Here is a 23082-nt window from a genome sequence, read left to right on the forward strand (position 1 = left end):
TTGGGCTGCAAAGGAAAGCGGACCTTGGAGGCTTTTGTCGAGAAGAGATGGTTGACAAAAGATGAGGCTTCTGCATCGGGGTCCGGCACCTGCCCGAAGGCTCCCGAATCCCGTAAATTCAAGGAATTCATGAACATTTTGGATAAAGCGGAAAGGAATTTATTCACTTGCGTAGTATTTGTGTAAGTAGAGTCAGAAACGATTACACTACCTAATCACTTGAGGGGGATGAATGTACCTATGTCGAGTCTAATCCCCGAACCGGATGACTTGTATTTGTTCCACGAAGGGAACCTGTTCCGAAGCTACCGTATGCTGGGAGCGCACACCGGAACATGGGACGGGGTGGACGGAGTCCGCTTTACGGTATGGGCCCCGCATGCCCGGGAAGTCCGGGTAGTGGGGGATTTCAACAATTGGGACGGCTCAGCCCACATCATGCGCAGGGTCAGCACCTGGGGCGTGTGGACGCTGTTCATTCCGGAGGTAAGTGAAGGGGAGTATTACAAGTACGAAATTCTGACATCGCAGGGAACCCTGATCTACAAAGCGGATCCGTACGGCTTCTGGGCGGAGCTCAAGCCCGGTACGGCATCCCGGATTTACAACCTGGACGGATTCAAATGGTCCGACGACGCCTGGCAGGAGAAGAAGCGGAATACCCCGGTGTACCATGCGCCCATGAACATCTATGAAGTGCATCTGGGCACCTGGAAGAAGCGGGAGGACGGATCGTATTATACGTATCGTGAGCTGGCGGACGAGCTGGTCTCCTACGTGGCGGAGATGGGGTACACCCATATCGAGCTGATGCCGCTGGCCGAGCACCCGTACGACCGTTCCTGGGGCTACCAGGCTACGGGTTATTATTCGGTGACGAGCCGCTTCGGCACGCCGAAGGATTTTATGTATTTTGTGGACTGCTGCCATGCGGCGGGCATCGGGGTCATCATGGACTGGGTGCCGGGCCATTTCGTGAAGGACGAGCATGGGCTGAGGCAGTTCGACGGGGAACCCTTGTACGAATACCTCGACGAGGCGCGGGCGGAGAAGCCGGAATGGGGAACGCTTTCTTTTGATTTTACAAAACCGGAAGTCGTGTCTTTCCTCATATCCAACGCCTTGTTCTGGTTTGATATGTATCACATTGACGGTCTGCGGGTCGATGCCGTCGCCTCCCTGCTCTATCTCAACTTCGGCAAGCCGCGCGAGCAGTGGGTGAAGAACGAGCATGGGGGAGACGAGAATACCGAAGCGATCGCATTCCTCAAAAAGCTCAACCACACCGTTTTCAGCGCCTATCCCGATGCGCTCATGATGGCTGAGGATTCCTCCGCCTGGCCGCTCGTTACGGCGCCGGTGCATGCCGGAGGGCTCGGTTTCAACTATAAATGGAATATGGGCTGGATGAATGATATGCTGAAATATATGGAGATGGATCCCTTCTTCCGGGGAGGCAACCACCAGCTCCTGACCTTCTCGTTCATGTACACCCACGCTGAGAACTACGTGCTGCCGCTCTCTCACGACGAGGTCGTGCACGGCAAGCGCTCGCTGCTGAACAAGATGCCGGGGGATTACTGGCAGAAGTTCGCGAACCTGCGGGTGCTCTACGGGTACATGATGTCCCATCCGGGCAAGAAGCTGCTCTTCATGGGCGGCGAATTCGGCCAGTTCGACGAGTGGAAGGACCTCGAGGATCTCGACTGGGAGATGCTCGGCTATGAGAGCCACAACTCCATGCACCGCTATGTGAAGGATCTCAATCATCTGTACCTGGCGGAGGCCTCCCTTTGGGAGCTCGACCACAGTCCCGAAGGCTTCTCCTGGATCGACCCGAACGACCAGAAGCAGAGCGTGACCACGTTCATGCGGAAGTCGAAAAAACCGGAGGATACGCTCATCATCGTCAATAATTTTACACCGGTGTATCATGAACGGTACCGGATCGGCGTTCCCTTCTCCGGGGAGTATGTCGAACGCTTCAACAGCGATGCAGGGGAATACGGGGGAAGCGGCAAGCTGAACGCCGGCAGGCTGAAGACCGACGGCCTCTCCTGGCATTACCAGCCGGACAGTCTGCATATCTCGCTGCCGCCGCTCTCGACCGTCATCTTCAAGCCGGTCAAGATTGTGACCGCCAAACCAGCCGCACCCAAACGAGGAAGGGGTAAAGCCGATGCGTAAAAAAGAATGCGTGGCCATGCTGCTTGCAGGTGGCGAAGGAAGACGACTCGGAGTGCTGACGAGCAAGCTGGCGAAGCCGGCCGTCCACTTCGGAGGAAAGTACCGGATCATCGATTTTACGCTGAGCAACTGCACGAACTCCGGTATCGACACGGTAGGCGTGCTGACGCAGTACCAGCCGCTGGTGCTCAATACATACATAGGGATCGGGGCCCCGTGGGACCTCGACCGCAAACATGGCGGCGTCACCGTACTTCCCCCTTATATGGAGCAGGGCGGAGGCGATTGGTACAAAGGAACCGCGAACGCGATCTACCGGAATATTTCCTTCATCGAGCAGTACGATCCGGAATACGTGCTTGTCATCTCGGGCGACCATATCTACAAGATGGATTACGACCGGATGCTCGAATATCATAAACAAAGAGGCGCGGACGCCACGATCGCCGTCATCGGCGTGAAATGGGAGGAAGCGAGCCGCTTCGGCATCATGGCGACCGACGAAGAAGGGCGAATCACGGAATTCGCCGAGAAGCCGAAGGAGCCGAAGAGCAACCTGGCTTCGATGGGCATCTACATCTTCACGTGGAAAGCGCTGAAGGAGCAGCTGATCAAGGATGAGGAGGACGAGGAGTCGAGCAAGGACTTCGGCAAGGACATGATCCCCCGGATGCTCCGCGAGAACCTGAATGTCGTCGCCTATCCGTTCGAAGGCTACTGGAAGGATGTCGGTACGATTCAGAGCCTGTGGGAAGCCAACATGGACCTGCTCGAGAAGGAGCCTGCGTTCAAACTCAACGACCGCGAGTGGCGCATCTACTCCGTTAATCCGCTGCAGCCGGGCCAGTACATCGCCGGCACGGCCCAGGTCCGGCGCTCCCTCGTCAACGAAGGCTGCTGCGTCTTCGGCGAGGTGGATCATTCGGTGCTTTTCTACGGCGTCCAGGTGGGCGAAGGCAGCTACATCAAGGACTCGGTCATCATGCCGAATGTCACGATCGGCGATAACGTGAAGATCTACAAAGCGATTATCGGCGAAGGCACGGTGGTGGAAGACGGCGCCGTGATTGGCACGCCGGAGGAAGAAGGCGGCGGGGACATCGTCCTCATCGGCAGCAACGAGCGAATCGGCAAGAACGTGACAACAACCGGGAAAGGGTGAGCAGGCATGAAGCGAATGATGGGCGTTGTGAATCTGGTGAACGAGCCGGATGATCTGGAAGAGTTGACCTACTCCCGTAATCTGGCTTCCGTTCCGTTCGGCTCCAGATACCGTTTGATCGATTTCACCCTGTCGAACATGGTGAATTCCGGCATTGAGAACGTGGCGGTGTTCACCCAGCACAAGTACCGCTCCCTGATGGACCACCTCGGGTCCGGCAAGGAGTGGGACCTGGACCGCAAGCGCGGCGGACTCTTCATCCTGCCGGCCATGCTTCACGATACGAGCGGCGTGTCCCGCGGCGACCTCTACCAGTTCTACGCTCACCGAGACTACTTCTACCGGGGACGCGAGGAGTATGTGATCATCACGCGCAGCCACATGGTCTGCAATATCGATTACAATGCCGTGCTCGATTCCCATCTGGAGCGCAATGCGGATATTACGGTCGTCTACAAGAAAGCGGACGAGCAGGAATATGCGAAGTACCGCCGGATGGCTGTCAAGGAAGACGGCCAGGTGACCGTGATCGAAGATCATTCGGGCCGGCTGCGGACCGACAACGTGTCCCTCGAGATGTACGTCATGAGCAAGGAGCTCCTCCTGGATATGGTGGAATCCTGCCTGGCGCAGGGCTATGACCACCTGGTCCGCGACGGGATCATGAAGAACATCGACAAGCTCAGTGTCTATGGGTACCGCCATGACGGCCACACGGGCATCGTCAATACGATCCAGAGCTATTACAAGCACAGCATGCAGCTGCTCAACCCGAAGATTTGGCGCGAGCTGTTCTTTCAACAGACGAATCTCATCTACACGAAGGTCAAAGACGAACCTCCGGCGCGCTACACCGAGCATGCGCACGCGCGCAATTCGCTGATCGCCAACGGCTGCGTGATCGAAGGCAAGGTGGAGAACTCCATCCTGTTCCGCGGCGTCAAGATCCGTAAGGGCGCGTACGTCAAGAACTCCATCATCCTCCAGAACTGCGAGATCGAGGAGAACGTCATTATCGAGAATGCGATTCTCGACAAGGATGTGTTCATCTCGAGAGGGCGTGTCCTTACCGGGGACAAGCAGGCTCCGTTCATCGCATCCAAAACCAAAGTGATCTGAGCTACCCGCCGCGCTTGACTGCTCATGCCGTCAAGCCGGCTTTTGATATACGCATCAAAGAGTAGGGCAAGCCCGTAAACAGCACGCCCGGCATCCTGTTCATTCTCATCGGGTGAGGAAGATGGATGGGAGAAGGCAGTACGGATTTCGCTTTCCTGCGATTCATTCCGCAGCGTTTAGGGTATTAGTGGTAGTGAATTCAGCGCCTGCCGCGCCGCATGCTTCGCAAGCCCCTTTTGGCCTGCCCGGGATTGAAAACGGGTTTCAACCGCCTGCGAAGCGCATCCGTGAGTAGGACCATGCAGGACCAAAGCTAATCTTCGAACTGCGGCATGGCGTCGCTCCCAAGGAGGAAGCTTATGAAAGTGTTATTTGCCGCATCGGAAGCCGTGCCTTTTATCAAAACGGGGGGACTGGCTGATGTCATCGGCTCCCTGCCGAAGGAATTGGTCAAGCAGGGACTCGACGTACGCGTCATTCTGCCGAAGTATGAGGGAATTCCCGAGAAGTATACGGCCGCCATGGAGCTGGTCACTTCGTTTCACCTGCAGATGGGGTGGAGAAGCCTGTACTGCGGCATCTACCAGCTCGTCCACGAGGGAATCGTCTTCTATTTCGTCGACAACGAGTACTACTTCAGACGTCAGGGCTGCTACGGATACGGCGATGACGCCGAACGCTTCGCTTACTTCTGCCGGGCCGTGCTCGACGCGCTGCCGCGCATCGACTTCATGCCGGCGATCATCCACTGCCATGACTGGCAGGCGGGGATGATTCCTGTGCTCTACCGCGCGCACTTCGAGTATCAGGAGCACTATGCAGGTATCAAGACGGTTATTACGATTCACAATCTAAAGTACCAGGGCGTCTTCGGACAGAATGAGTTCCGGGATTACTTCACCCTTGGCGATGAGCACTTCCACGGCAACGCGCTGGAGCTGCACGGAGGCGCCTCGTTCCTGAAGGGTGGGCTCTTGTACTCGGATTATATCACCACGGTTTCTCCTACATACGCGGAAGAGATTCAGACCCCTTATTACGGGGAGAATCTGGACTCCCTGCTCCGCAGTCAAAGCCACCGGCTGCAGGGCATCCTGAACGGCATTGATTACGAAGAGTTCGATCCGATGACCGATCCGAGCCTGGAGATCAATTACCGGGACTCCTTACCGAAGAAGCTGCTTAACAAAATGAAGCTGCAGGCCTGGCTTGGCCTGCCGGTCGACAAGGATATCCCGCTGATCGCTCTGGTCACGCGTCTTGTCGACCAGAAGGGACTGGCTCTTATCGAGCGCGTTATCCACGAGCTGCTCGCGCTGGATGCCCAGTTCGTCATTGTGGGCACCGGGGAGCACCGGTACGAGAGCTTGTTCCGCTGGGCTGCTGACACGTACCCGGACAAGCTGTCCGCGCAGATCCTTTTCGACGAAGGGCTGGCCCGGCAGGTGTACGCGGGCTCGGACCTGTTCCTGATGCCTTCGCTCTTCGAGCCGTGCGGCATCGGCCAGCTTGTCGCGATGAGGTACCGCTCCGTGCCGATCGTCCGCGAGACGGGCGGCTTGAAGGATACCGTCCTCTCGTACAATGAGGAGACCGGGGAAGGGACGGGCTTCTCCTTCACGAACTACAATGCCCATGACATGCTGTACACGATTGAACGCGCCGTGAATCTGTACCGTGATCCCGCTGTCTGGTCGAATCTCATGGCGAACATCAAGAAGAAGGATTTCTCCTGGGGCAAATCCGCCAAGCAGTATGGGGCCTTGTACGGGTCACTTACCCGGTAACGTAGGGGAATTGCGCTCAGGTCAACTTCATGGTACGGCTTAAACCGGTATCCGGATGGATGCCGGTTTGCTGTTTTTGGCAAATTAAAGGGAAATACACCCGAAGCGTCGAATATTCAATATAACGTAACGTATCCTAGGGAGAGCGGGAGAACCAACCTCATGAAACCTACCATCATCTATTCCTCTTGGGAAGACGAACAGCAGAGATTACAGGAGCTGAGGGAACTTGATATCGTCGGTACCGGACCGGAAGCTTCATTCGACCGGATTACGAAGCTGGTTGCTCAGGTGTTCGGTGTGCCGGCAAGCCTCATTACCTTGATTACGGAAGACAAACAGTGGTTCAAGTCCTGCATCGGCCTGCCGGAGGGACTAGGGGAGGCCCGGTGGACCGAGCGGGAGCACTCGATCTGCCAATATGTCGTAGCGCAGAAGCAGGCATTGGTCGTCGGGGATACGGAGAATGACCCCCGGTTCAAGGACTTTCCGCTGGTAATGGACGGCAGCGTCCGGTTCTACGCCGGGGCGCCGCTCGTTTCGTCCAAAGGAAACGTGCTTGGCACGCTGTGCATTACGGACGTCAAGCCCCGCGAATTCAGCAATGTGCAGGTAGGGCAGCTGTGTGATTTTGCCGTATGGGTCATGACCGAGATGGAGCTTCGCCGGGACCTGCGCGGCAAAGAAGAGCTCGCCCGGGAGCTTCTGAAGGAGAAACAGACGATCGAAGCCCAGAGGGATCTGATCCGCAGCGCCTTCGACGAGCCCTTTGAGGGCAAGCTGCTGTGCGACAACAGCGGGCGCATCCTGCTCCACAACAAGCGGCTGCTCGAGTCCTTTCTCGTGAATCCCGAGCTGTACAGCGATGTACACTCCTTCGTTGAGGGGCTGCTCCAGGCCGGACAGGTGACCAGCAGTGCGCTGCCGGCCAAGATCAAAGCCCTGCTTGAAGGCAGGGAATCGTCGTTCCTCGAGCGGTTCACGAGCCGGATGCCGGGGGAAGAGCGCAAGGATTTCCAGGTATCGGGCATCCTCGCCGAGGGGGAGCGGCCCGGTGAGCGGCTCGTGTATCTCAGTATCCGCGAGAGAACGGAGGAGGAGCGCATCGACCGGATGAAGAGCGAGTTCATCTCCGTGATCTCCCATGAGCTGCGGACGCCGCTGACGAGCATTATGGGCTTCGTCGAGATTCTGCTGGACCGCCGTCCGACGGAAGAGAAGCGGATGCGCTATCTGGAGACGATCCACCGGGAAGCCGAGCGGCTGACCCAACTGCTGAACGATCTGCTGGACCTGCAGAAGATGGAATCGGGCAAGCAGCAGTATCTGTTCGAGCCGGTGAACCTGAACCAGCTCCTAGAAGAGGTGGCGGACTCCTGGCGTGATCATCCTACGCACCGGTTCGTGGTGCGCTGTCCGGAGAAGACGGTGTACGCTCTGGCCGACAGCGACCGGATGAAGCAGGCCCTGCACAATCTGGTATCCAATGCATTCAAGTATTCGCCGGGCAAAGAGCTTGTGGAGGTATCGCTCGAAGAGCAGGACGGCATGGCCTGCATCCGGGTGAGGGACGAGGGGCTCGGCATTCCGCAGGAAGCCCGGGAGAAGTTGTTCTCGAAGTTCTACCGGGTGGACAATTCCGACCGCCGCAAGATCGGCGGTACGGGACTTGGCCTGGCGATCGTCCGCGAGATTATGACGGCTCATGGAGGAACGGTGGAATTCGAGCCGGGACCGGGCTGCGGGACGGTGTTCCTTCTGAGGCTGGAAGCCCTTCAGGGGCTTGATTCCGAGCTATAAGATCGGGAGTTGGCGGACGGGAGCTCACTCTCCCGCGGCAGAAGGCATGGGGGAAGGCGGTGCCTCCGGATCGTCGAAGTACATGGTTTCCCGGTTAAACGACCGGTTGAGCTGAAGAAAGACATGAAGCAGTTCGAACATCTCGGATTGATTCAGTTCCAGGGAGAGAGGCGAGGCCTCTCCGGAAGGGGGGGAGATCTGAACGAGGAGGCTTTCGTTCGTCGGATTCATGGCAATTCGGAGCTGGCCTTGCTTTAATTCGCTTTCCCACATGGTCATGTCTGTCACCTGTCGCTTCCTTAGCGTGATGGCGTCCCCGAAGAGGGACGTGATTTCCATTGTATGTCCGAAGGAAGCGGAGTATGCCTTTTTTTTTTTGGGAACGTGGAATGGACCCCCTTAAGGACCGACCGGTTAGGCGCATGCGTACAGCATGCGTCTTTTTGCGGTGTCATCCCGGGCAGCCCGTTGCCGAAAGGGAGTGCTTTTGGTCACTGTGCGAGGGCTCAGTCCATGATAGAATGCACGAAAAGCGGTAATGAACCGGCAGTGTCCCCGAAGCTTAAGCGGCAAGAAGGCACAGCACCCCAATGCAGGCGCCGGCCGACCAGGCGGTCAGGCCGGTGACCGGGGAGATCCGGGACAGCACGGGTAGCGTGAATTCGACGATCACCACGTACAGGATCGTACCTCCGGCAATTCCGAGCATCAGGGACAGACCGGCGGGCTCCAGGCTCTCCAGCGACCGTCCGGCTGCGGCACCGAGCAGCGTCGGCAGCGAGATCCATACCATCAGCCGGGCGAGCTCCAGCCGAGAACGACCGGCCGCGGCGAAGGGCAGCCCGAGCGCTATCCCTTCCGGCACGGAATGGAGCCCGAGCGCCCACGAGATCGAACGAGTGATCTCGGGTGCGCTGCCCAAGGCACTGCCCAGTGCGAAGCCCGCAGGAAAATTATGCAGGGCGAGCGCCAGGGCCAGAAGGCCGGAAGAATGCAGGAAGCTCTCCTGTCCTTCGGCCCTGGCATGAGGATAGCGGCGGTGCACCCAGCTGTCGAGCAGCCGGGCCAGGGCCCATCCGGCCAGAAGTCCGCCCAGGGTGGGCAGCCACCCGCCCAGCCGGACGCTCTCCGGCAGGACATCCAGGACCAGCATGGCGAAGATCATGCCTGCCGACATGGCAATCAGCAGGGGGAACAGCCGGGCCTGTGTCCGGCCGAGCGCATAAGCGAGCAGTCCTCCAGCCGCCGTTCCGGCAAGGCAGATGCCCATGCAGACCGCACCGGCCGCAAGCGTAAGCGGGGAGAATAGGGACATGGACAGGGACATCACGCCGATTACCTTCCTTCCGTCAGCTTGATCCCCGGCCCGGACAAGGGAGGGGGACAGCCTATGTATATGCCGGCCGCGGTGCTGTCAGAAGCATTGGTACATCCTTAACGATTTACCACAAGGCTTCTATCGACCGTGTCTCTCCGGATATGATAGGTTTGTACTTGCGAGGATAGGAAGTTTTCCGTATGAATTCAAACCACTAACGTAAATGTTAAGGAGGATGGCATGCAAGCACTGCATCCAGCAATGACCGCACCTTCGGAACCGCGGGTAGATTATCAGGAGATTCGGGATTTTCTTGCCCGTCATGGAGGCAGCACGCTCTCCCATCTGATCCTTTTGCAGGATAAAGAAATTTACTGGTCCCAAGATAAGCACGCGTTGATTGCTTTCAAAAAAATAGGCAGTCATTATTTCGTGCTCGGCGACCCGGTCGGCCCGGAAGGACATCTGGAGGAAGCCCTCCGGGAATTCAAGGCATACTGTGCGGACCGCGGCGGCAAAGCAGTGTTCTACCAGGTTTCTCCGCAGTATAAAAGCATGTATGAAGGGGAGGGCTACCGTTTCTTCAAGCTGGGGGAAGAGGCGGTTCTCGACCTCGGCTCCTTCGATCTCTCCGGCAAAAAGGGAAGCAAACTGCGCACCCGCAGAAGCAAGTTCGAGCGAAGCGGGTACCGGTTCGAGGTGGAGCATCCTCCGTTCTCCGGCTCCTTCCTGTCGCAGCTCGAGCAGGTGTCCGCCTCGTGGCTTGGAGGCCGCCAGGAGAAGAACTACTCGGTAGGTTTCTTCACCCGAGATTATGTCATGGCTCATCCGGTGGCAGCCCTATATGCGCCGGACGGCACCATGGTCGCGTTCGCCACGATAGGCGGAGGCGGGGAGGCGGCGGCCCGTACCGTTGTGATCGATCTCATGCGGCATACGTCCGATTCGCCGCACGGCACGATGGATATGCTGTTTCTCTCCATTTTCTTCTGGGCGAAGGAACAGGGATATGCGAGGTGCAGTATGGGTATGGCTCCGCTGGCCGGCGTTGGAGTAACGCCATGCGCCACCTCGAGCGAGAAGATGGCCAAGCATATGTACGAGTACGGCAATGCTTTTTATAAATTTAAGGGTCTGCGTGAATTCAAGAGCAAATTTCATCCAGAGTGGGTTCCCAAATACTTGGCCTACCAGGGCGGGATTCTTCCACTGCTGATCCTGCAGCTTATCTGTCTCATCAATTTCGGACGGAAGCTGCATCCCTCGATGGTATTCAGTCTGCTCTACGGGACCAAGACGAAGCCGGGCGAGCTGCAGGGCTGAGGCATGCGGACAGACATAGTGTGAACCAAAACCGGGGAGGGAACTCCTTGGTTTTTTATTGAAGAAGAAGGATTTTTGTCGTATTGTGTCGAATAATTGGGCTATGTAATGTAAACGTCCAACACAGGAAGGTGTCCGATGAACCTGCAGGCATCCATGAAAAATCAACTCCGGCTCGGAGGGCTTCTTACCATCGTGCTGGTCGCCCTGTGTTATTCGTCAATTACCGTATTTACGGAAGGGCAGCGCTTGGCTCAGCAGGGTCAAAAAAGCTTGGAGTCGAATCTCACAATCAAAAGTCAGTACATCGAACGTTGGCTCGACGGCCGGCTGAATGATCTCCGTTTCCTGAGCCGTATGCCTGAATTCCAGAGCGCCGGCAAAGAAACCGCGGCAGAGCTTCTGCTGATGTGCCAGGACACCGAACAAGAATTCGATAAAATCCACTTCATCGGCCTGAACGGTGAACTGATCGCCAGTACCTATCAAGGCATCCAAGACTGGGCTTCCGTGAAAGACAGAGTATACTTCCAGGAAGCCATGCTTGGCCATGAGTATGTAAGTGATCTGACCATCTCCAAAACGACTCGCGAACCCGTGGTCTTCATTGCGGTGCCGGTGCGCGATGAGAAATCGGCCATATCCGGCGTCTTGGTCGGGTCGGTCAAGCTGGAGGTCATCGACCGGATGCTCGCCAAGCTGGAAATCCCTTCGCCCGGTACGGACACGTATCTCGTCGATCTGGAGGGGCGGATGCTGTCCGACTTCCGGCATTCGCAGGAGCTGCAGCGGCTCGGGCGGGCGAAGGAGGAAACGCGTCTCACCATTGATACCGAAATCTACCAGGATGCGCTCAAAGGCCAGCCTGCGGAAGGGGCTTACCGAGACTATAGAGGCCAGGAAGTGTATGGAAGCTATGTCTGGGTGAACGGCGGCAGGTGGCTGCTGATCAGTGAGCTCGAGAAGAGCATGCTGCTGCGCGGCATGCTCAGTGATCTGATGAATCAGGCGCTGATGGGTTTTATTATCATCCTGGTCGCCGCGCTGTTCTTCGTCAAACTGGTGGAACACCGGTTTGCGGACACGCTTAGAATGCTTGTGGAGCGGGCACAGGCCATACGCGGCGGGTTTTATGCGATGCCTCCCCGGGACCCCGAGTTCCAGAAGGCGCCAGGAGAATACCGCATCCTGATGGAGGCCATGAACGAGATGTCCGAGACGGTCCGCTTAAAGATGGATCTTCTTAAGGCCAGCGAGCAGAAGTTCAAATCCCTCTTCGACCATCATCTGCATGCCGTATGCACCTTCGATCTCCAGGGCAATTATACCTCGGCGAACACCATCTGCCTCCGGGAATCGGGGTACAGCCTGGAAGAATTTACGAGCCTGCGGTATGATCAGCTGCTGCATCCAAGCTGCTGGGGAAGGCTCGAAATCGCCTTGAGGCGCCTGAAGAACGGGGGAGGCGATGAATTTGAAGTGACAATGATCACCAAAGACGGCCAGCTGCGACGGCTGTTCAGTGCTGTCATCCCCATCTATACCGGTGATGATGTCACAGGTGCTTTTTGCGTGGCCAAGGATATGACCGAACAGCTCCAGTCCCAGGAGAAGCTCAGGGCCAGTGAGGAGAAATACCGCTTCCTGACGGAGAGTTCATCGGATATGATCTCCGTCCATGACAAGGGGGGAGCGTATAAGATGGTAACACCGGCCTGCGGCCCGCTGTTCGGGTATGAGCCAGAAGAACTTATCGGGCGTTCGGCCTATGATCTCATTCATCCGGAGGACAGCCAGCACGTCATTCTCACCCATAAGAAAGTCTGGGAGAGCGCTGAGGTGGAATCCGTGGCTTACCGGATTCGCCGGAAAGATAGCAGCTACCTCTGGGTCGAATCGAAGAGCCGAAAAGTGCACTCCGAATCGGAAGGGGAGACGGTGGTCGTCGTCACCAGGGATATTTCCGAACGGAAGCAGACGGAGCTTGCCTTGACTGAAGTGAACAAGAAGCTGCAGCATCAGGCGGAGCAGGATGGACTCACCCAGATTCCGAACCGCCGTCTCTTCGACAAGACGCTCCGGAGCGAGTGGAGAAGGGCCGCCCGCACGGACAGCCCGCTCTCCATGATTCTGATCGATATCGATTACTTCAAGGCGTACAACGATACGTTCGGGCATCTCAGCGGAGATGAGTGCCTGAAGAGGGTCGCGGCCATTCTGCGCGACAATCTCCTGAGGGAGACCGATCTTGCCGCACGCTTCGGGGGCGAAGAGTTTGCCATCCTCCTGCCGCATACGGATCTCGACGGGGCGCTCGTTGTGGCCGAGCATCTCCGCAATGCCGTAGAGGCGGCCTGCCTGCCGCATCCAAGGTCCCGGATCGGCGAGTATGTGACGATCTCCCTCGGCGTGGCATCGCTGATACCGCCGCTGCCTTATGAGCCGACGGAGCTGATCGAACAGGCTGACCGTGCGCTGTACCACGCAAAAAGGCAGCGCAATCACGTCGAGGCCTATAACTCGGCAGAGTAAGCCTCTGCTTTACCCGCTGCCCTTTCGGCAGCGGGTTTTTGGCTTTGCCGGCAAGGCGCTTGGCATCTTGCGGCCGAAAGTGATAGGATCAATCGTAGGATCATGGTAGGCCATACTTTATAGAATCAATCTGTTGAGGAGGTGTGACAATGTCGATAGAAACGGAAGAGGAGCTGGCCGCGCTGCAGCGGATCGGCCGGATCGTGGCGGAAGCCCGCAAAGAAATGGCGCGATGTGCCGTTCCCGGGATCAAGACAAGGGAGCTGGACGCCATTGGGAAGGCGGTCCTGGACCGGTACGGAGCGGTCTCCGCACCAAGCAGGGAATATGATTTTCCCGGGACGACCTGCATCAGTGTCAATCATGTAGCCGCCCACGGCATTCCGGATGATACGGTTCTTCGCGACGGGGATCTGGTGAACATCGATGTGTCCGCTGAGCTGGGTGGGTATTATGCCGATACGGGCGAAACCTTGGTGGTGGGCCAGAGCGCGGACAGCCAGCAGCATGAGCTGTGCCGAAGCTCTCTCCGGGCGCTCGAGGCGGGCCTCAGGAAAGCGAAAGCCGGGGCAAAGCTCAGCGGCATCGGCCGGGCGGTTCACCAGTCTGCCCGCCGGGACGGATTCACCGTTATCCGCAACCTGGGAGGCCACGGCATTGGCCGCAGGCTGCATGAGGAGCCGGAAGGGATTCTGAATTATTACGATCCCTCCGATGGACGGCTGCTCACGAGCGGCATGGTTTTGGCGGTCGAAACCTTCGTTTCCACCGGAGCCGAGATCGTGATCGAGGATAAAGACGGCTGGGGACTGGTTCCCCCGGACCGCAGCAGCTATATTGCCCAGTTCGAGCACACGATTGTCATCACCCGGGGGGAACCGCTGATTCTGACCGCTTGATTCGTCAGGTGAACGAATGAACGCAAAAGCTCCCAAAAAGAAACAGCCGCCCGGAACCGGAGCGGCTGTTTCTTTTTGGGGAAGCTGGTCAGAGGAGCGGCCGGCGATAGCTGCTGCGTTACAGCTTAGCTGCTGCCGTGCGCTTTCTGCGGCCGATCCATTGATCCGCATAATAAGTGATCCCGCCGAAGAGGGCCATGATGCCGAAATAGGTGGCAATCACCTTAAGGAAGCTCGTGCTCTGCTGGCTTCTTCCTTGCGCTTTGGCTGGAGGTGCAGCGGCTTGGCTCACGGAAGCTGAACCGTCACCGGAGCGTTCACCGGCTGCGGTAGCGGTTGGGGCCGGCGCCCCGCCGCCTGCCTGCGGCCGATGCATCGCTCCTTGTGCGGAGGCGGCGGACGATACGCCTAGGGCGGCCTCCAGCATGCCAAACTTGGAGATATAATTGGTTGCATAGACCTGATAGGCTCCGAAAACCAGGACGACAGCCGCCGCGGAGGTCAGCAGGACACGCGACACGGCTTTCGGCAGTTTAAGGTCCAACAGCCTTTGGGTCACCTTCATTACCCAATGCCAGTGAAGGCCGACATGGACCCCGATCAGGATCAGGGTGAAGAAGGAAACGCCCATATGGGAGATTTTGAACCAGTTTTCGCTGCCGAACCGGAAGTTTGGAAGCAGGACTCTGGAGATCAGCAGTCCGCTGAGAATCACAAAGATCATGGAGAGGAGCAGCAGTACATTCAGCAGATAGCTGAAGCGGGTTTTCCCCGGCAGCGTCTTGTCGAACAGCCGCAGCGTAATTTTTTTGACGAAGGTCGCATTGAGCAGAATGTGTACGAGAATAGCGAAGCCGATGGCTGCGCCGGCAATTTCATGAAAAGCCATTCCTCCCAGCACCGTTTTGTTAAACAGCAGGGCAAACGTAATGCCCATAGCGGCATCAAGGGCGAGCTTGACATAAGGTTTTTTGTTATTCATTGTTGTTGTCTCCCATCAGCGTGTTCTTGTTAGGTTGGTACTATCCTAGCATCGGGAGCCGCAAGGCATCCTGAGAGCCCGCTGAACATTTGCTGAAAGTGAAAAAGCATGCTTCGCCAACCCTTCGAGCGCATCGGCGGGAGACAAAAAAACCGGTCTCCGCCTAAGGGCGTGACCGGTTTGAGTATGAGATTTATTTCTGCTGCAGCATCATGCTCCACAGGCTGGACGGATCATAGCCAAGGCGCCAGGCTGCGACACCAGCGAGGTCGTACTTCTTCGCGAGATCGATGCGGGCCTTTACGGTAGCTTCGTCTTCCATCCAGAACACATAACGGGAGCCGTTCTCCGTATATTCCACCTTATCTTGTCCGAACCGGGCGTCATAGGTGCGCACCGCTTTTTTGGATTCGATCAGCGCAGGAAGGTCCTTCATCAACAAGGCCCGGTTGCTCTCGAGCTTGCCGGCTGAATCCATCTTCCACTCCCTCACATAGAAGGGAATGCCGATGATGAGCTTGTCCCGCGGAATGCCGTAGGCCAGGAATTCCTGGATGCCTTCCTCTACCCACGGCAGACCGGCGACTGAACCCGCTTCGGTGCTGCCCTTCCAGTGCTGGTCATAGGTCATGGTGATGACATAGTCGACGATGCCGGCCAGCTTCTCATGGTCGAACGCCGTCTTCGCATTCCACTTCGCGCTGCCTCGCGGCAGGTCGACCGAGATCGTCAGCTTCTGGGCATGTGCTTTGGAGACAAGCTCCTCCATGAACTTCGTGAACGCTGCCCGGTCACTGCCCGAGACGCTCTCGAAGTCGATATTGAGACCGTCCACGCCAAGCTTCACTGCCCGGGTGACCAGGGCATCAATGAACTTCGCGCGGGCTTCGGCCGAGGCCAGGAAGCCGGTCGTCAGCTTGCTGTCGAACTGATTGGCGACGAGCGGATGCACCGAGTAGCCCTGTGATTTGAGCCAGGCTACGGTCTCGGCGTTGGAGGTATCAGCCAATTCGCCCGTCGTATCCTTGAGCTGGAAGTACGTAGGGGAGACGACGTCGAGTCCCTGTGTTCCGGCCACATGGCTGCGGATCGTGCTGTCGCTCGAGCTGCCGTTCCAGCCCCAGAATTGCAGCTCCTTCAGGTTGTCCCAGATGACGGAGCCGTCATCGTACAGCCGGATAGAGGCATTGCTGTAGCCGGAGGCGTAGGCCAGGGCGCTGCCGATGTTCTGGAAGTCCGCGATCCACTTGTCGTTCTGGTAGACCTGGTAGTAAGGATAATTATTCCAAATGGTACGGGCCGCGGATGACGGGCTATCGCTGCTCTCGGTAATGCGGGTATGATCAAATCCCTGCGCATAAGCGATCGCTTGCTCCAGGCCGAGGAAGGAGCCGATCTCCTTGTCGAACTGGTATACCTTGTATGGCTTGACATTAGAGTGGACGACCGTTCCATTGTCCGTCCGGCGAACCTCCGAATTGCTCCAGTAGAGGGAGGCCTTCACCGCATCTTCCAAGGAAGCGTACGTCCAGGACTCGCTGGTATAGGTGCCCTGGTAGATCTGATATTCCTTGGGTCCCTGACGGAGCTCGGCTTTGCGGGCTTCAGGAATGTTGTCCCACACCCAGCTGTGGTCCGACAGGTCGATGATGTGTGCATTGCCCCAGCGCCGAGCTTCGGCGACGGCCGCCTCCAGCGTCGGGAACGTCCACTTGTCAAGCGTGATCTCGCCTTGGTACAGGCGGTATTTAGGGTAATTGTTCCATACCCAGCCGCCGGATTCCAGATCGCGCACACTGGCGTGACCCCACTTCGAGGCTTCGGCGACGGCGGCCTCCAGGGATGCGAACTTCCACTGGGGCAGGGAGGTGCCGTTCTGGTATACCCGGTACTTCGGATAATTGTGCCACAGCCATTTGCGGGAGCCGATTTCTTCCACGCGGCTGTCCGCGAACCACCGGGCATAGGATTCGGCTTCGGCGTAAGAGGCGGTCTCCATCAGCAGGTGCTGGTCTTGATAAACACGGTATTTGGTCGTCTTGTCGGCAGCGTGAACGGAGCCGGCGGACGAGAATAGCAGTGCGAAGAGAGACATGGAGATCAGGGTCTTGCGCTTCAAGTGGGAATCGCCTCTTTCTCTAGTAAGTCTATTCTATTAAACGCAGAGAGAGGCGCGGAAGTTGCACGGTAAATCCTAGAGACGCAGCCAAGGTAAAATAAACCCGGGCATGCAAGTAGATATTGAAATCGCAGATTTTGAGATAGCCGCCTACATCGACCATACCAGGACAGTGCGCGTTGAGCTCCGATATGAAAAAAAGCCCGTTCCAAGAAAACTTGGAACGGGCTTGTGCAGGTTGCGTTAGGTCCATCAATGCGAAATATCGGCTACGATCTCATCCTCGAGCCGCAGGTGGATCTGGTCGCGGAAGACGCGGACCCCCTGGTGCTGGAACAGATAGCGCTCGATGGCCTCGAGCATATTGGCTGCAATGAGAATCTGGCTGCGGCCCTCTGCCATCACCTCGGCGGAGAAGCCGAGGTCATCGTCGTACTCCAGCTGGACTTCAACCTGGGTCGGCTGAATGCCTTTGCGCTCTGCTGTATGCAGACAGATTGCGTTAATGATATCCTGTTCGTTCAGTCTCATCTCGTCAGCTCCCGCTTCCCCGGATTAATAGCGCCGCGGCTCTTCCTTGAATTTCTTGCGGTCGCGGAAGTAGATGAAGACGCGGGCGGCGATGGCGATCAAGGCGACGATGGCGACCATATTCACCAGGAAGCCGAGAATGTTCCCGAGGATGCCCAGACCGCCGAACAATCCGCCGAAGAGCAGGCCGGCGAGGCCGCCGATCATCAGGCCCTTCATCAGGCCCCCGCCGCTGAAGAAGCCCCGCTTCTGCGGAGTGGCTGCCGTTCCGGCGGCCGGGGATTTGGAAGCGGCCGGGTCGGCTTTATTCACGCCGGCATTAGGCGTTGTTGTCGTAGCGCCGTTGCTCGGGCTGTAGCTCTTCTTCGGGGATTTGTATTTCGCCGCATCCGCCGTGCCCGCAGCCGAGAAGGAAAAGGCGATCGTGCATGCCATCAGAATCATCGATAATTTTTTCCACATGGTGTTTCCTCCATCTAGTCCGTTTTTTGGTCTACGTCATGTACTACGTATTAATGTAGGCCCTGGTTTCAAAAGATAATCCGTTTTTTAAAAAAAATGTAGCGAAGATATAGCCTGCGGAAGCATACGGAGGAAAACCATTTGTTTGCTAAAGTTTCGAAATGGGTCTGAACTTGCTACAATAAAGGGGAAAGCAAAAGAGGGTAACCGATTAATCATGGCTTGGGAAGAGGACGGATCGTTATGACAGACATCCCTAAGGAAGCGGCGGAAGGCCGCGGACTTCCAGGAGACGGCACGGGCCGCTATCCGGAAGCATACGTGCGCTATCTCGTTCATTTTCATGCGGAGCGCGATTATTTCGAGTGCCACGAGGTGCTCGAGGAATATTGGAAGGAGCATCCCGAGGATGCGGACGGAGAGGCGTACGTGGGCCTGATCCAGCTGGCCGTATCTTTATATCACCAGCGGCGCGGCAATCTTGCGGGCGCCGTCAAAATGCTCAGCGGCGCGATCCGGCGTCTTGGCGGCGGAGCCGCGGAGAAGCTCGGGATCCGGGAGGCGGAGCTTCTCCGGGAGATGGAGGGGAGGCTCCGGGCGCTTGAGGACCCGGCATCGTTCGTGTACCGCGATCTCGATATTCCGCTGGCCGACGCGGATCTAGTGCAGTCCTGCAGAGAAGCGAGCGGCAGTTCATGGGAGCGGTGGGCGCAGCCGAGCGACCTGTCGGACCGCTACCTGATCGACAAGCATACGCTGCGTGACCGCAGCGGAGTGATTGAGGAGCGGGAGAGGCAGCGCCAGCAGCGCCTGCAGAAGCGGGGGGAGGGCGCATGAGCGGGGAAACCGGCGGGCGGACTCCCATCATTCTTGTCGTCGAAGATGAGCAGCATATTGCGGAAGTGATCCGACTGTATCTCGAGCATGCGGGCTATGAGCCGATCCTGCGCGAGCGCGGGGACGGCGCAGCCGAAGCGGTGCCGTCGCTGGCCCCGGATCTCATCCTGCTTGATGTGATGCTCCCCGGTCTCTCGGGCTTCGAGATCTGCGCCCGCATCCGGGAGCTGCCGGAGCCGGCCGGCTCCACGCCCGTCATCTTCCTGACCGCGAAGGGCGAGTCGATCGACAAGCTGCGGGGATTCCAGCTGGGCGTGGACGATTACATCGTCAAGCCCTTCGACCCGAACGAGCTCGTGGCGCGGATCAAGGCGGTGCTCCGGCGGGCGCAGGCCCCCCGCCAGACCGCGGGAGCGGACACGGGGCAGAAGACGCTGCGTGTCGACAATCTGACCGTCGATCTCGAGCAGTACAAGGTGACCGTGAACGGCAGCCGCGTGGAGCTGACGGCGAAGGAGATGGAGCTGCTGTATTTTCTTGCCTCCAGCCCCGGCCGGGTTTATACCCGGGAGGATCTGCTGGGGTTCGTCTGGAGCTTTGATTTTAACGGAGGGACCCGCACGGTGGACGCCCATGTGAAGAACCTGCGCAAAAAGCTCGGAACGGGCTATAGGTGGAGCATCCAGACATTGTGGGGAATCGGGTACTCTTTCGAGGTGCGGGAAGCATGAGAGGGCGCTTCCTGGGCCGGTGGATGCGCAGCCTGTACATCCAGATTTTCCTTTCGTTTCTGGCTACCTGCATCCTGTTCTTCGGGGGGCTTGCGCTGTTCTGGAATTCGTACTTCACCGATTTCTTCTATAAGGATAAAAAAGAGCTGCTCCGCTCGCGTTCATCTGAAGTGGTGAAGCTGCTGCCTTCTTATGAAGACGGAACCGTATCCAATCGGGAGATGCGCTTCGGCACCCGGATCATTGCCCGCGGCTTCAACGGCATGATCTGGCTTGTCGATGCGAAGGGAACCGTATTGAACGGCTCCTCGGAGCGGGAAGGCTCGCCGCTGCCCGAAGAGCTCAGCGGCCTCTTCGCGGACGGGCTGAAGGGCGGCAGCGGCTTCTATGCCGCCACGCTGGCCATCCCGGCCGGCACCGGATCGGCCATCCCGCCGTTCGGACAGGGCGGAGGGGGCTTCGGGGGCCGGACCTTCCCGGATGCTCAGGGCGAGGGGCCAGGCACGCCGGCCGACGGGCAGGATGCCGGCCGAAGCGGGGCCCCTGCCCCGGAGAACACAGGGGCGGCGGCCGGCGCGGCGGAAGGGGCCGCACCGGCCAACCCGGTGCCGCTGCTGCCAGGTCGCCTCGGCCTCGGGGGGCCGGCGGACGAGAGCCTGCTCGTGTACTATACGCCGGCCGAGCTGCACGGAGAGCCCATCGTCATCCTGATGCTGATGCCGGCACTGGAGGTGAGCGAGGCGCTCTCCGCGGTGAGGCTCAACATCCTCGTGCCGCTGCTGTTCTCTATGATCGCGGTAGGCGCAATTCTCTTCATTCTCTCCCGCAAGCTGGCCGGACCGCTGCAGCGGATGAGCCGCGCGTCGCTGGAAGTGGCCGAAGGCAACTTCACGACCCGGGTGCCCGTCACCTCGCAGGATGAGGTCGGCGAGCTGGCCCACTCCTTCAATTTCATGGTCGGCCAGCTCCAGCAGTGGGAGGACACGCGCCAGGAGTTCCTGGCCCATGTGTCTCATGAGCTCCGCTCGCCGCTGACCTCCCTGCGCGGCCTGATCGTTGCGATGAATGACGGGATCATCCCCGCGGATAAAGTGTCTCATTATCTGCGCATCTGCGACGGGGAAGTGCAGCGGCTGCAGCGGCTTGTGAACGATCTGCTGGACCTGGCCCGGATTCAGAACGGAACGGATGTGTTCCGTCTGCGTCCGGTGACCGTCTCAGGCCATGTGCGGCAGACCCTTGAGCTGGTCCGACCCGCGGCGGAGGAGAAAGGGATCACCGTCCGCATGGAGGCGTCTTCGCGATCCGCGAGGGACCTGCAGTGCGATCTTGATCCCGATCGCTTCTCCCAGATCCTGCTCAATCTGCTCTACAATGCGATCCGGTTTACGCCGCAGGGCGGGGCGATCACGCTCCAGCTTCAAGCCGAAGACGGGGAAGCCGCCGTCTATGTCCGGGATACCGGCATCGGCATGACGGAGGAGGAGCTCTCGCGGGTGTGGGACCGTTTCTATAAGGCGGATCCCTCCCGTTCCGGCGGACAGGAAGGAACGGGACTCGGCCTAACGATCGTCAAGCATCTGGTCAGCGCGATGAACGGCCAGATTACGGCGGAGAGCGCGCCGGGAGAGGGGACCGCATTCCGGGTGGCGTTTCCGCTTCACCAAGACGGTGAGCACGGAGCGGGAGCCGGCCCCGAGCTGTGAGTCGGCCCGGTGCTGGTGAGGCAGCATCGGCGGACCCGGCAAATTGGGTCTTGCCCGTAGGCACGCAAACAAGGTACAATCTCTCTAATCCTATCAGGGAACTGTTCATGACGGACAAACCTGCATAGACTACATAGAGATTTCATTCGGGAGGTAGAATCACACATGTCCGGTCTGCTTGGAGATATTCTGGAGTTTAATCGCACTTTTGTAGAACAGAAGAAATACGAACCTTATTTGACGTCAAAGTTTCCGGAGAAGAAAATCGTCGTCCTGACGTGCATGGATACGCGTCTTGTCGAACTGCTGCCGGCGTGTATGAATATTAAGAACGGTGACGTAAAAATGATCAAGGCGGCCGGCGGCTTCGTCTCGACCCCGTTCGGCGGGATCATGCGAAGTATCATCGTCGCCATCTATGAGCTCGGTGCCGAGGAAGTGTTCGTCGTAGGCCACTACGACTGCGGCATGAGCAGCGTCAACCCGGAGAAGTTGAAAGACAAGTTCGTGGCTCGCGGGGTCAAGAACGAAACGCTTCAGACCCTGGAATACTCCGGCTTTGACATCAACGGCTGGCTCAAAGGGTTCAACGATGTCACGGACAGCGTAAAGGGCAGCGTAAGCCTGATTAACCATCATCCGCTTGTGCCGGATATTCCGGTGCACGGCCTGGTCATCGATCCGGTGACCGGACGCCTCGATCTGGTTGTGGATGGATATGCCAAAAATGCGGACAGCAATGCCGCTGCCGGCGAGTAAGATGCTTACCGCCTCCGGACACGGATTTTCTGTGTTCGGAGACGGAGTATCGGCGCAACGCCACAGCTAACACGGATTCTCCGTGCTGCGAGCAGCTGAAGCGGCCGCACAGGCCCCTGCTGGACCGCGAACACGGATTTTCCGTGTTCGGAGACGGAGCATCGGCGCAGCGCTTCAGCTAAAACGGATTTTCCGTGCTGCGAGCAGCCGAAGCGGCCGCACAGGCCCGCCGCTGGACCGCGAACACAGACTTTCCGTCTTCGGAGACGCAGTATCGGCGCAGCGCCACAGCTAACACGGGTATTCCGTGTTCGAGAGCAGATCCCCGATCAAGCTCACAAGACAAAGACGCCTCCGGCCACCATGTGGTCCGAAGGCGTCTTTTTTGCGTCTCCTTGGCCCCCCAAGGGATCGCGGGGCGTGAAGCCATACTGCTGCCGCGTTCGACTGCTTAAGCCAGGCGGGCTCGCCGCCAGACTTTAGTCAGCCTGCCTACCCGCCGGCTGCTTCCGCTTGTCGACGAGCTGCATTCTTGCGTTATAGATCTGGCCGCTGCTCTTCAGGGAGAAGATGTGTCCGATCTCCTGATAGTCGACCTTCATCGCATCCTCAAAGAACACCTCATGCTTCTGCTCCATCAGCACATCGAACGGCTCGCCCTGTTTGACGAGATCGAACGGTCCGGCTTCGTCCACGATCCACAGCGTAGGCACGCCGCTGACCGAGCAGCCGCAGCCTTCCGAATCGTAGGCAAGCTTGATATATCCCTGGCCGCCGCGCACCTTCCCGATGGCGGACTGCGCCGCTTCCGTAAATTGAATGCTCATG

Annotated in this window: 19 protein-coding genes; 12 read left to right on the forward strand and 7 right to left on the reverse strand. The window is 58.2% G+C overall.

Annotated features, from left to right (window positions below):
- Positions 1-240: 240 nt before the first annotated feature.
- The 5 genes from glgB to ACP26L_RS15140 all read left to right on the forward strand — a co-directional run bounded on the left by glgB (position 241) and on the right by ACP26L_RS15140 (position 8055).
- A complete protein-coding gene (glgB, locus tag ACP26L_RS15120; RefSeq protein WP_426453668.1) occupies positions 241-2187 on the forward strand; it encodes a 1,4-alpha-glucan branching protein GlgB in 1947 nt (648 codons plus the stop codon).
- On the forward strand, positions 2180-3349 hold the full coding sequence (locus tag ACP26L_RS15125) for a glucose-1-phosphate adenylyltransferase (protein ID WP_426453670.1): 1170 nt from the start codon (positions 2180-2182) through the stop codon (positions 3347-3349). The genes glgB and ACP26L_RS15125 overlap by 8 nt, the downstream gene beginning before the upstream one ends.
- A gap of 15 nt (positions 3350-3364) precedes the next feature.
- Positions 3365-4468, forward strand: a complete 1104-nt coding sequence (glgD, locus tag ACP26L_RS15130) for a glucose-1-phosphate adenylyltransferase subunit GlgD (protein WP_426454960.1) — start codon at positions 3365-3367, stop codon at positions 4466-4468.
- Positions 4469-4827: 359 nt separating this feature from the next.
- A complete protein-coding gene (glgA, locus tag ACP26L_RS15135) occupies positions 4828-6255 on the forward strand; it encodes a glycogen synthase GlgA (protein WP_426453672.1) in 1428 nt (475 codons plus the stop codon).
- Positions 6256-6417: 162 nt separating this feature from the next.
- Positions 6418-8055, forward strand: a complete 1638-nt coding sequence (locus tag ACP26L_RS15140) for an ATP-binding protein (protein WP_426453674.1) — start codon at positions 6418-6420, stop codon at positions 8053-8055.
- Between the two features lie 24 nt (positions 8056-8079).
- On the opposite strand, the gene ACP26L_RS15145 is transcribed toward ACP26L_RS15140, so the two are convergent.
- Positions 8080-8334, reverse strand: a complete 255-nt coding sequence (locus ACP26L_RS15145; protein WP_426453675.1) for a hypothetical protein — start codon at positions 8332-8334, stop codon at positions 8080-8082.
- 283 nt (positions 8335-8617) lie between these two features.
- Entirely contained in the window at positions 8618-9382 is a 765-nt protein-coding gene (locus ACP26L_RS15150; protein WP_426453677.1) for a ZIP family metal transporter, read from the reverse strand.
- Positions 9383-9634: 252 nt separating this feature from the next.
- Here ACP26L_RS15150 and ACP26L_RS15155 point away from each other — a divergent pair, with 252 nt between their 5' ends.
- From ACP26L_RS15155 to map, 3 genes are all read left to right on the forward strand, one after another.
- A complete protein-coding gene (locus tag ACP26L_RS15155) occupies positions 9635-10696 on the forward strand; it encodes a phosphatidylglycerol lysyltransferase domain-containing protein (protein WP_426453679.1) in 1062 nt (353 codons plus the stop codon).
- 156 nt (positions 10697-10852) lie between these two features.
- Positions 10853-13228, forward strand: a complete 2376-nt coding sequence (locus ACP26L_RS15160; RefSeq protein ID WP_426453681.1) for a sensor domain-containing diguanylate cyclase — start codon at positions 10853-10855, stop codon at positions 13226-13228.
- 149 nt (positions 13229-13377) lie between these two features.
- A complete protein-coding gene (gene map / locus ACP26L_RS15165) occupies positions 13378-14127 on the forward strand; it encodes a type I methionyl aminopeptidase (RefSeq protein WP_426453683.1) in 750 nt (249 codons plus the stop codon).
- 118 nt (positions 14128-14245) lie between these two features.
- Here map and ACP26L_RS15170 read toward each other — a convergent pair whose 3' ends face one another.
- From ACP26L_RS15170 to ACP26L_RS15185, 4 genes are all read right to left on the reverse strand, one after another.
- Positions 14246-15109 carry a DUF4405 domain-containing protein gene (locus ACP26L_RS15170; RefSeq protein ID WP_426453685.1) on the reverse strand — a complete coding sequence of 288 codons (864 nt, stop codon included), beginning with the start codon at positions 15107-15109 and terminating at the stop codon, positions 14246-14248.
- A 193-nt stretch (positions 15110-15302) separates the two neighbouring features.
- Entirely contained in the window at positions 15303-17228 is a 1926-nt protein-coding gene (locus ACP26L_RS15175; RefSeq protein WP_426453687.1) for a glycosyl hydrolase family 18 protein, read from the reverse strand.
- A 252-nt stretch (positions 17229-17480) separates the two neighbouring features.
- On the reverse strand, positions 17481-17759 hold the full coding sequence (locus ACP26L_RS15180) for a YxcD family protein (RefSeq protein ID WP_426453688.1): 279 nt from the start codon (positions 17757-17759) through the stop codon (positions 17481-17483).
- Between the two features lie 24 nt (positions 17760-17783).
- A complete protein-coding gene (locus tag ACP26L_RS15185; protein ID WP_426453690.1) occupies positions 17784-18221 on the reverse strand; it encodes a hypothetical protein in 438 nt (145 codons plus the stop codon).
- Positions 18222-18464: 243 nt separating this feature from the next.
- On the opposite strand from ACP26L_RS15185, the gene ACP26L_RS15190 reads away from it, so the two are divergent.
- From ACP26L_RS15190 to ACP26L_RS15205, 4 genes are all read left to right on the forward strand, one after another.
- Positions 18465-19058, forward strand: coding sequence for a DUF309 domain-containing protein (locus tag ACP26L_RS15190; RefSeq protein ID WP_426453692.1), 594 nt, complete (start codon positions 18465-18467; stop codon positions 19056-19058).
- Positions 19055-19789, forward strand: coding sequence for a response regulator transcription factor (locus tag ACP26L_RS15195; protein ID WP_426453693.1), 735 nt, complete (start codon positions 19055-19057; stop codon positions 19787-19789). The genes ACP26L_RS15190 and ACP26L_RS15195 overlap by 4 nt, the downstream gene beginning before the upstream one ends.
- Positions 19786-21495, forward strand: coding sequence for a sensor histidine kinase (locus ACP26L_RS15200; protein ID WP_426453694.1), 1710 nt, complete (start codon positions 19786-19788; stop codon positions 21493-21495). Before ACP26L_RS15195 ends, ACP26L_RS15200 begins: the two co-directional genes overlap by 4 nt.
- A 165-nt stretch (positions 21496-21660) precedes the next feature.
- Complete coding sequence (locus ACP26L_RS15205) at positions 21661-22254, forward strand: beta-class carbonic anhydrase (RefSeq protein ID WP_426453696.1); 594 nt, start codon at positions 21661-21663, stop codon at positions 22252-22254.
- 479 nt (positions 22255-22733) lie between these two features.
- On the opposite strand, the gene ACP26L_RS15210 is transcribed toward ACP26L_RS15205, so the two are convergent.
- The gene (locus tag ACP26L_RS15210) at positions 22734-23081 is read right to left on the reverse strand and encodes an iron-sulfur cluster biosynthesis family protein (RefSeq protein ID WP_426453698.1); all 348 of its coding nucleotides are present in this window, start codon (positions 23079-23081) and stop codon (positions 22734-22736) included.
- Position 23082: the final 1 nt, after the last annotated feature.

The sequence above is a fragment of the Paenibacillus sp. S-38 genome (assembly GCF_049942825.1).
Classification (GTDB): domain Bacteria; phylum Bacillota; class Bacilli; order Paenibacillales; family NBRC-103111; genus Paenibacillus_G.

Excerpts from the sequence above, each read along its gene's own strand:
- ACP26L_RS15150 (WP_426453677.1), bottom strand. The coding sequence starts at position 9,382 with ATGTCCCTGTCCATGTCCCTATTCTCCCCGCTTACGCTTGCGGCCGGT.
- ACP26L_RS15185 (WP_426453690.1), bottom strand. The coding sequence starts at position 18,221 with ATGTGGAAAAAATTATCGATGATTCTGATGGCATGCACGATCGCCTTT.
- ACP26L_RS15160 (WP_426453681.1), top strand. The coding sequence starts at position 10,853 with ATGAAAAATCAACTCCGGCTCGGAGGGCTTCTTACCATCGTGCTGGTC.
- ACP26L_RS15180 (WP_426453688.1), bottom strand. The coding sequence starts at position 17,759 with ATGAGACTGAACGAACAGGATATCATTAACGCAATCTGTCTGCATACA.
- ACP26L_RS15170 (WP_426453685.1), bottom strand. The coding sequence starts at position 15,109 with ATGAATAACAAAAAACCTTATGTCAAGCTCGCCCTTGATGCCGCTATG.
- ACP26L_RS15210 (WP_426453698.1), bottom strand. The coding sequence starts at position 23,081 with ATGAGCATTCAATTTACGGAAGCGGCGCAGTCCGCCATCGGGAAGGTG.
- ACP26L_RS15195 (WP_426453693.1), top strand. The coding sequence starts at position 19,055 with ATGAGCGGGGAAACCGGCGGGCGGACTCCCATCATTCTTGTCGTCGAA.
- map (WP_426453683.1), top strand. The coding sequence starts at position 13,378 with ATGTCGATAGAAACGGAAGAGGAGCTGGCCGCGCTGCAGCGGATCGGC.
- ACP26L_RS15145 (WP_426453675.1), bottom strand. The coding sequence starts at position 8,334 with ATGACCATGTGGGAAAGCGAATTAAAGCAAGGCCAGCTCCGAATTGCC.
- ACP26L_RS15190 (WP_426453692.1), top strand. The coding sequence starts at position 18,465 with ATGACAGACATCCCTAAGGAAGCGGCGGAAGGCCGCGGACTTCCAGGA.
- ACP26L_RS15125 (WP_426453670.1), top strand. The coding sequence starts at position 2,180 with ATGCGTAAAAAAGAATGCGTGGCCATGCTGCTTGCAGGTGGCGAAGGA.
- glgA (WP_426453672.1), top strand. The coding sequence starts at position 4,828 with ATGAAAGTGTTATTTGCCGCATCGGAAGCCGTGCCTTTTATCAAAACG.
- glgD (WP_426454960.1), top strand. The coding sequence starts at position 3,365 with ATGATGGGCGTTGTGAATCTGGTGAACGAGCCGGATGATCTGGAAGAG.
- glgB (WP_426453668.1), top strand. The coding sequence starts at position 241 with ATGTCGAGTCTAATCCCCGAACCGGATGACTTGTATTTGTTCCACGAA.
- ACP26L_RS15205 (WP_426453696.1), top strand. The coding sequence starts at position 21,661 with ATGTCCGGTCTGCTTGGAGATATTCTGGAGTTTAATCGCACTTTTGTA.
- ACP26L_RS15155 (WP_426453679.1), top strand. The coding sequence starts at position 9,635 with ATGACCGCACCTTCGGAACCGCGGGTAGATTATCAGGAGATTCGGGAT.
- ACP26L_RS15200 (WP_426453694.1), top strand. The coding sequence starts at position 19,786 with ATGAGAGGGCGCTTCCTGGGCCGGTGGATGCGCAGCCTGTACATCCAG.
- ACP26L_RS15140 (WP_426453674.1), top strand. The coding sequence starts at position 6,418 with ATGAAACCTACCATCATCTATTCCTCTTGGGAAGACGAACAGCAGAGA.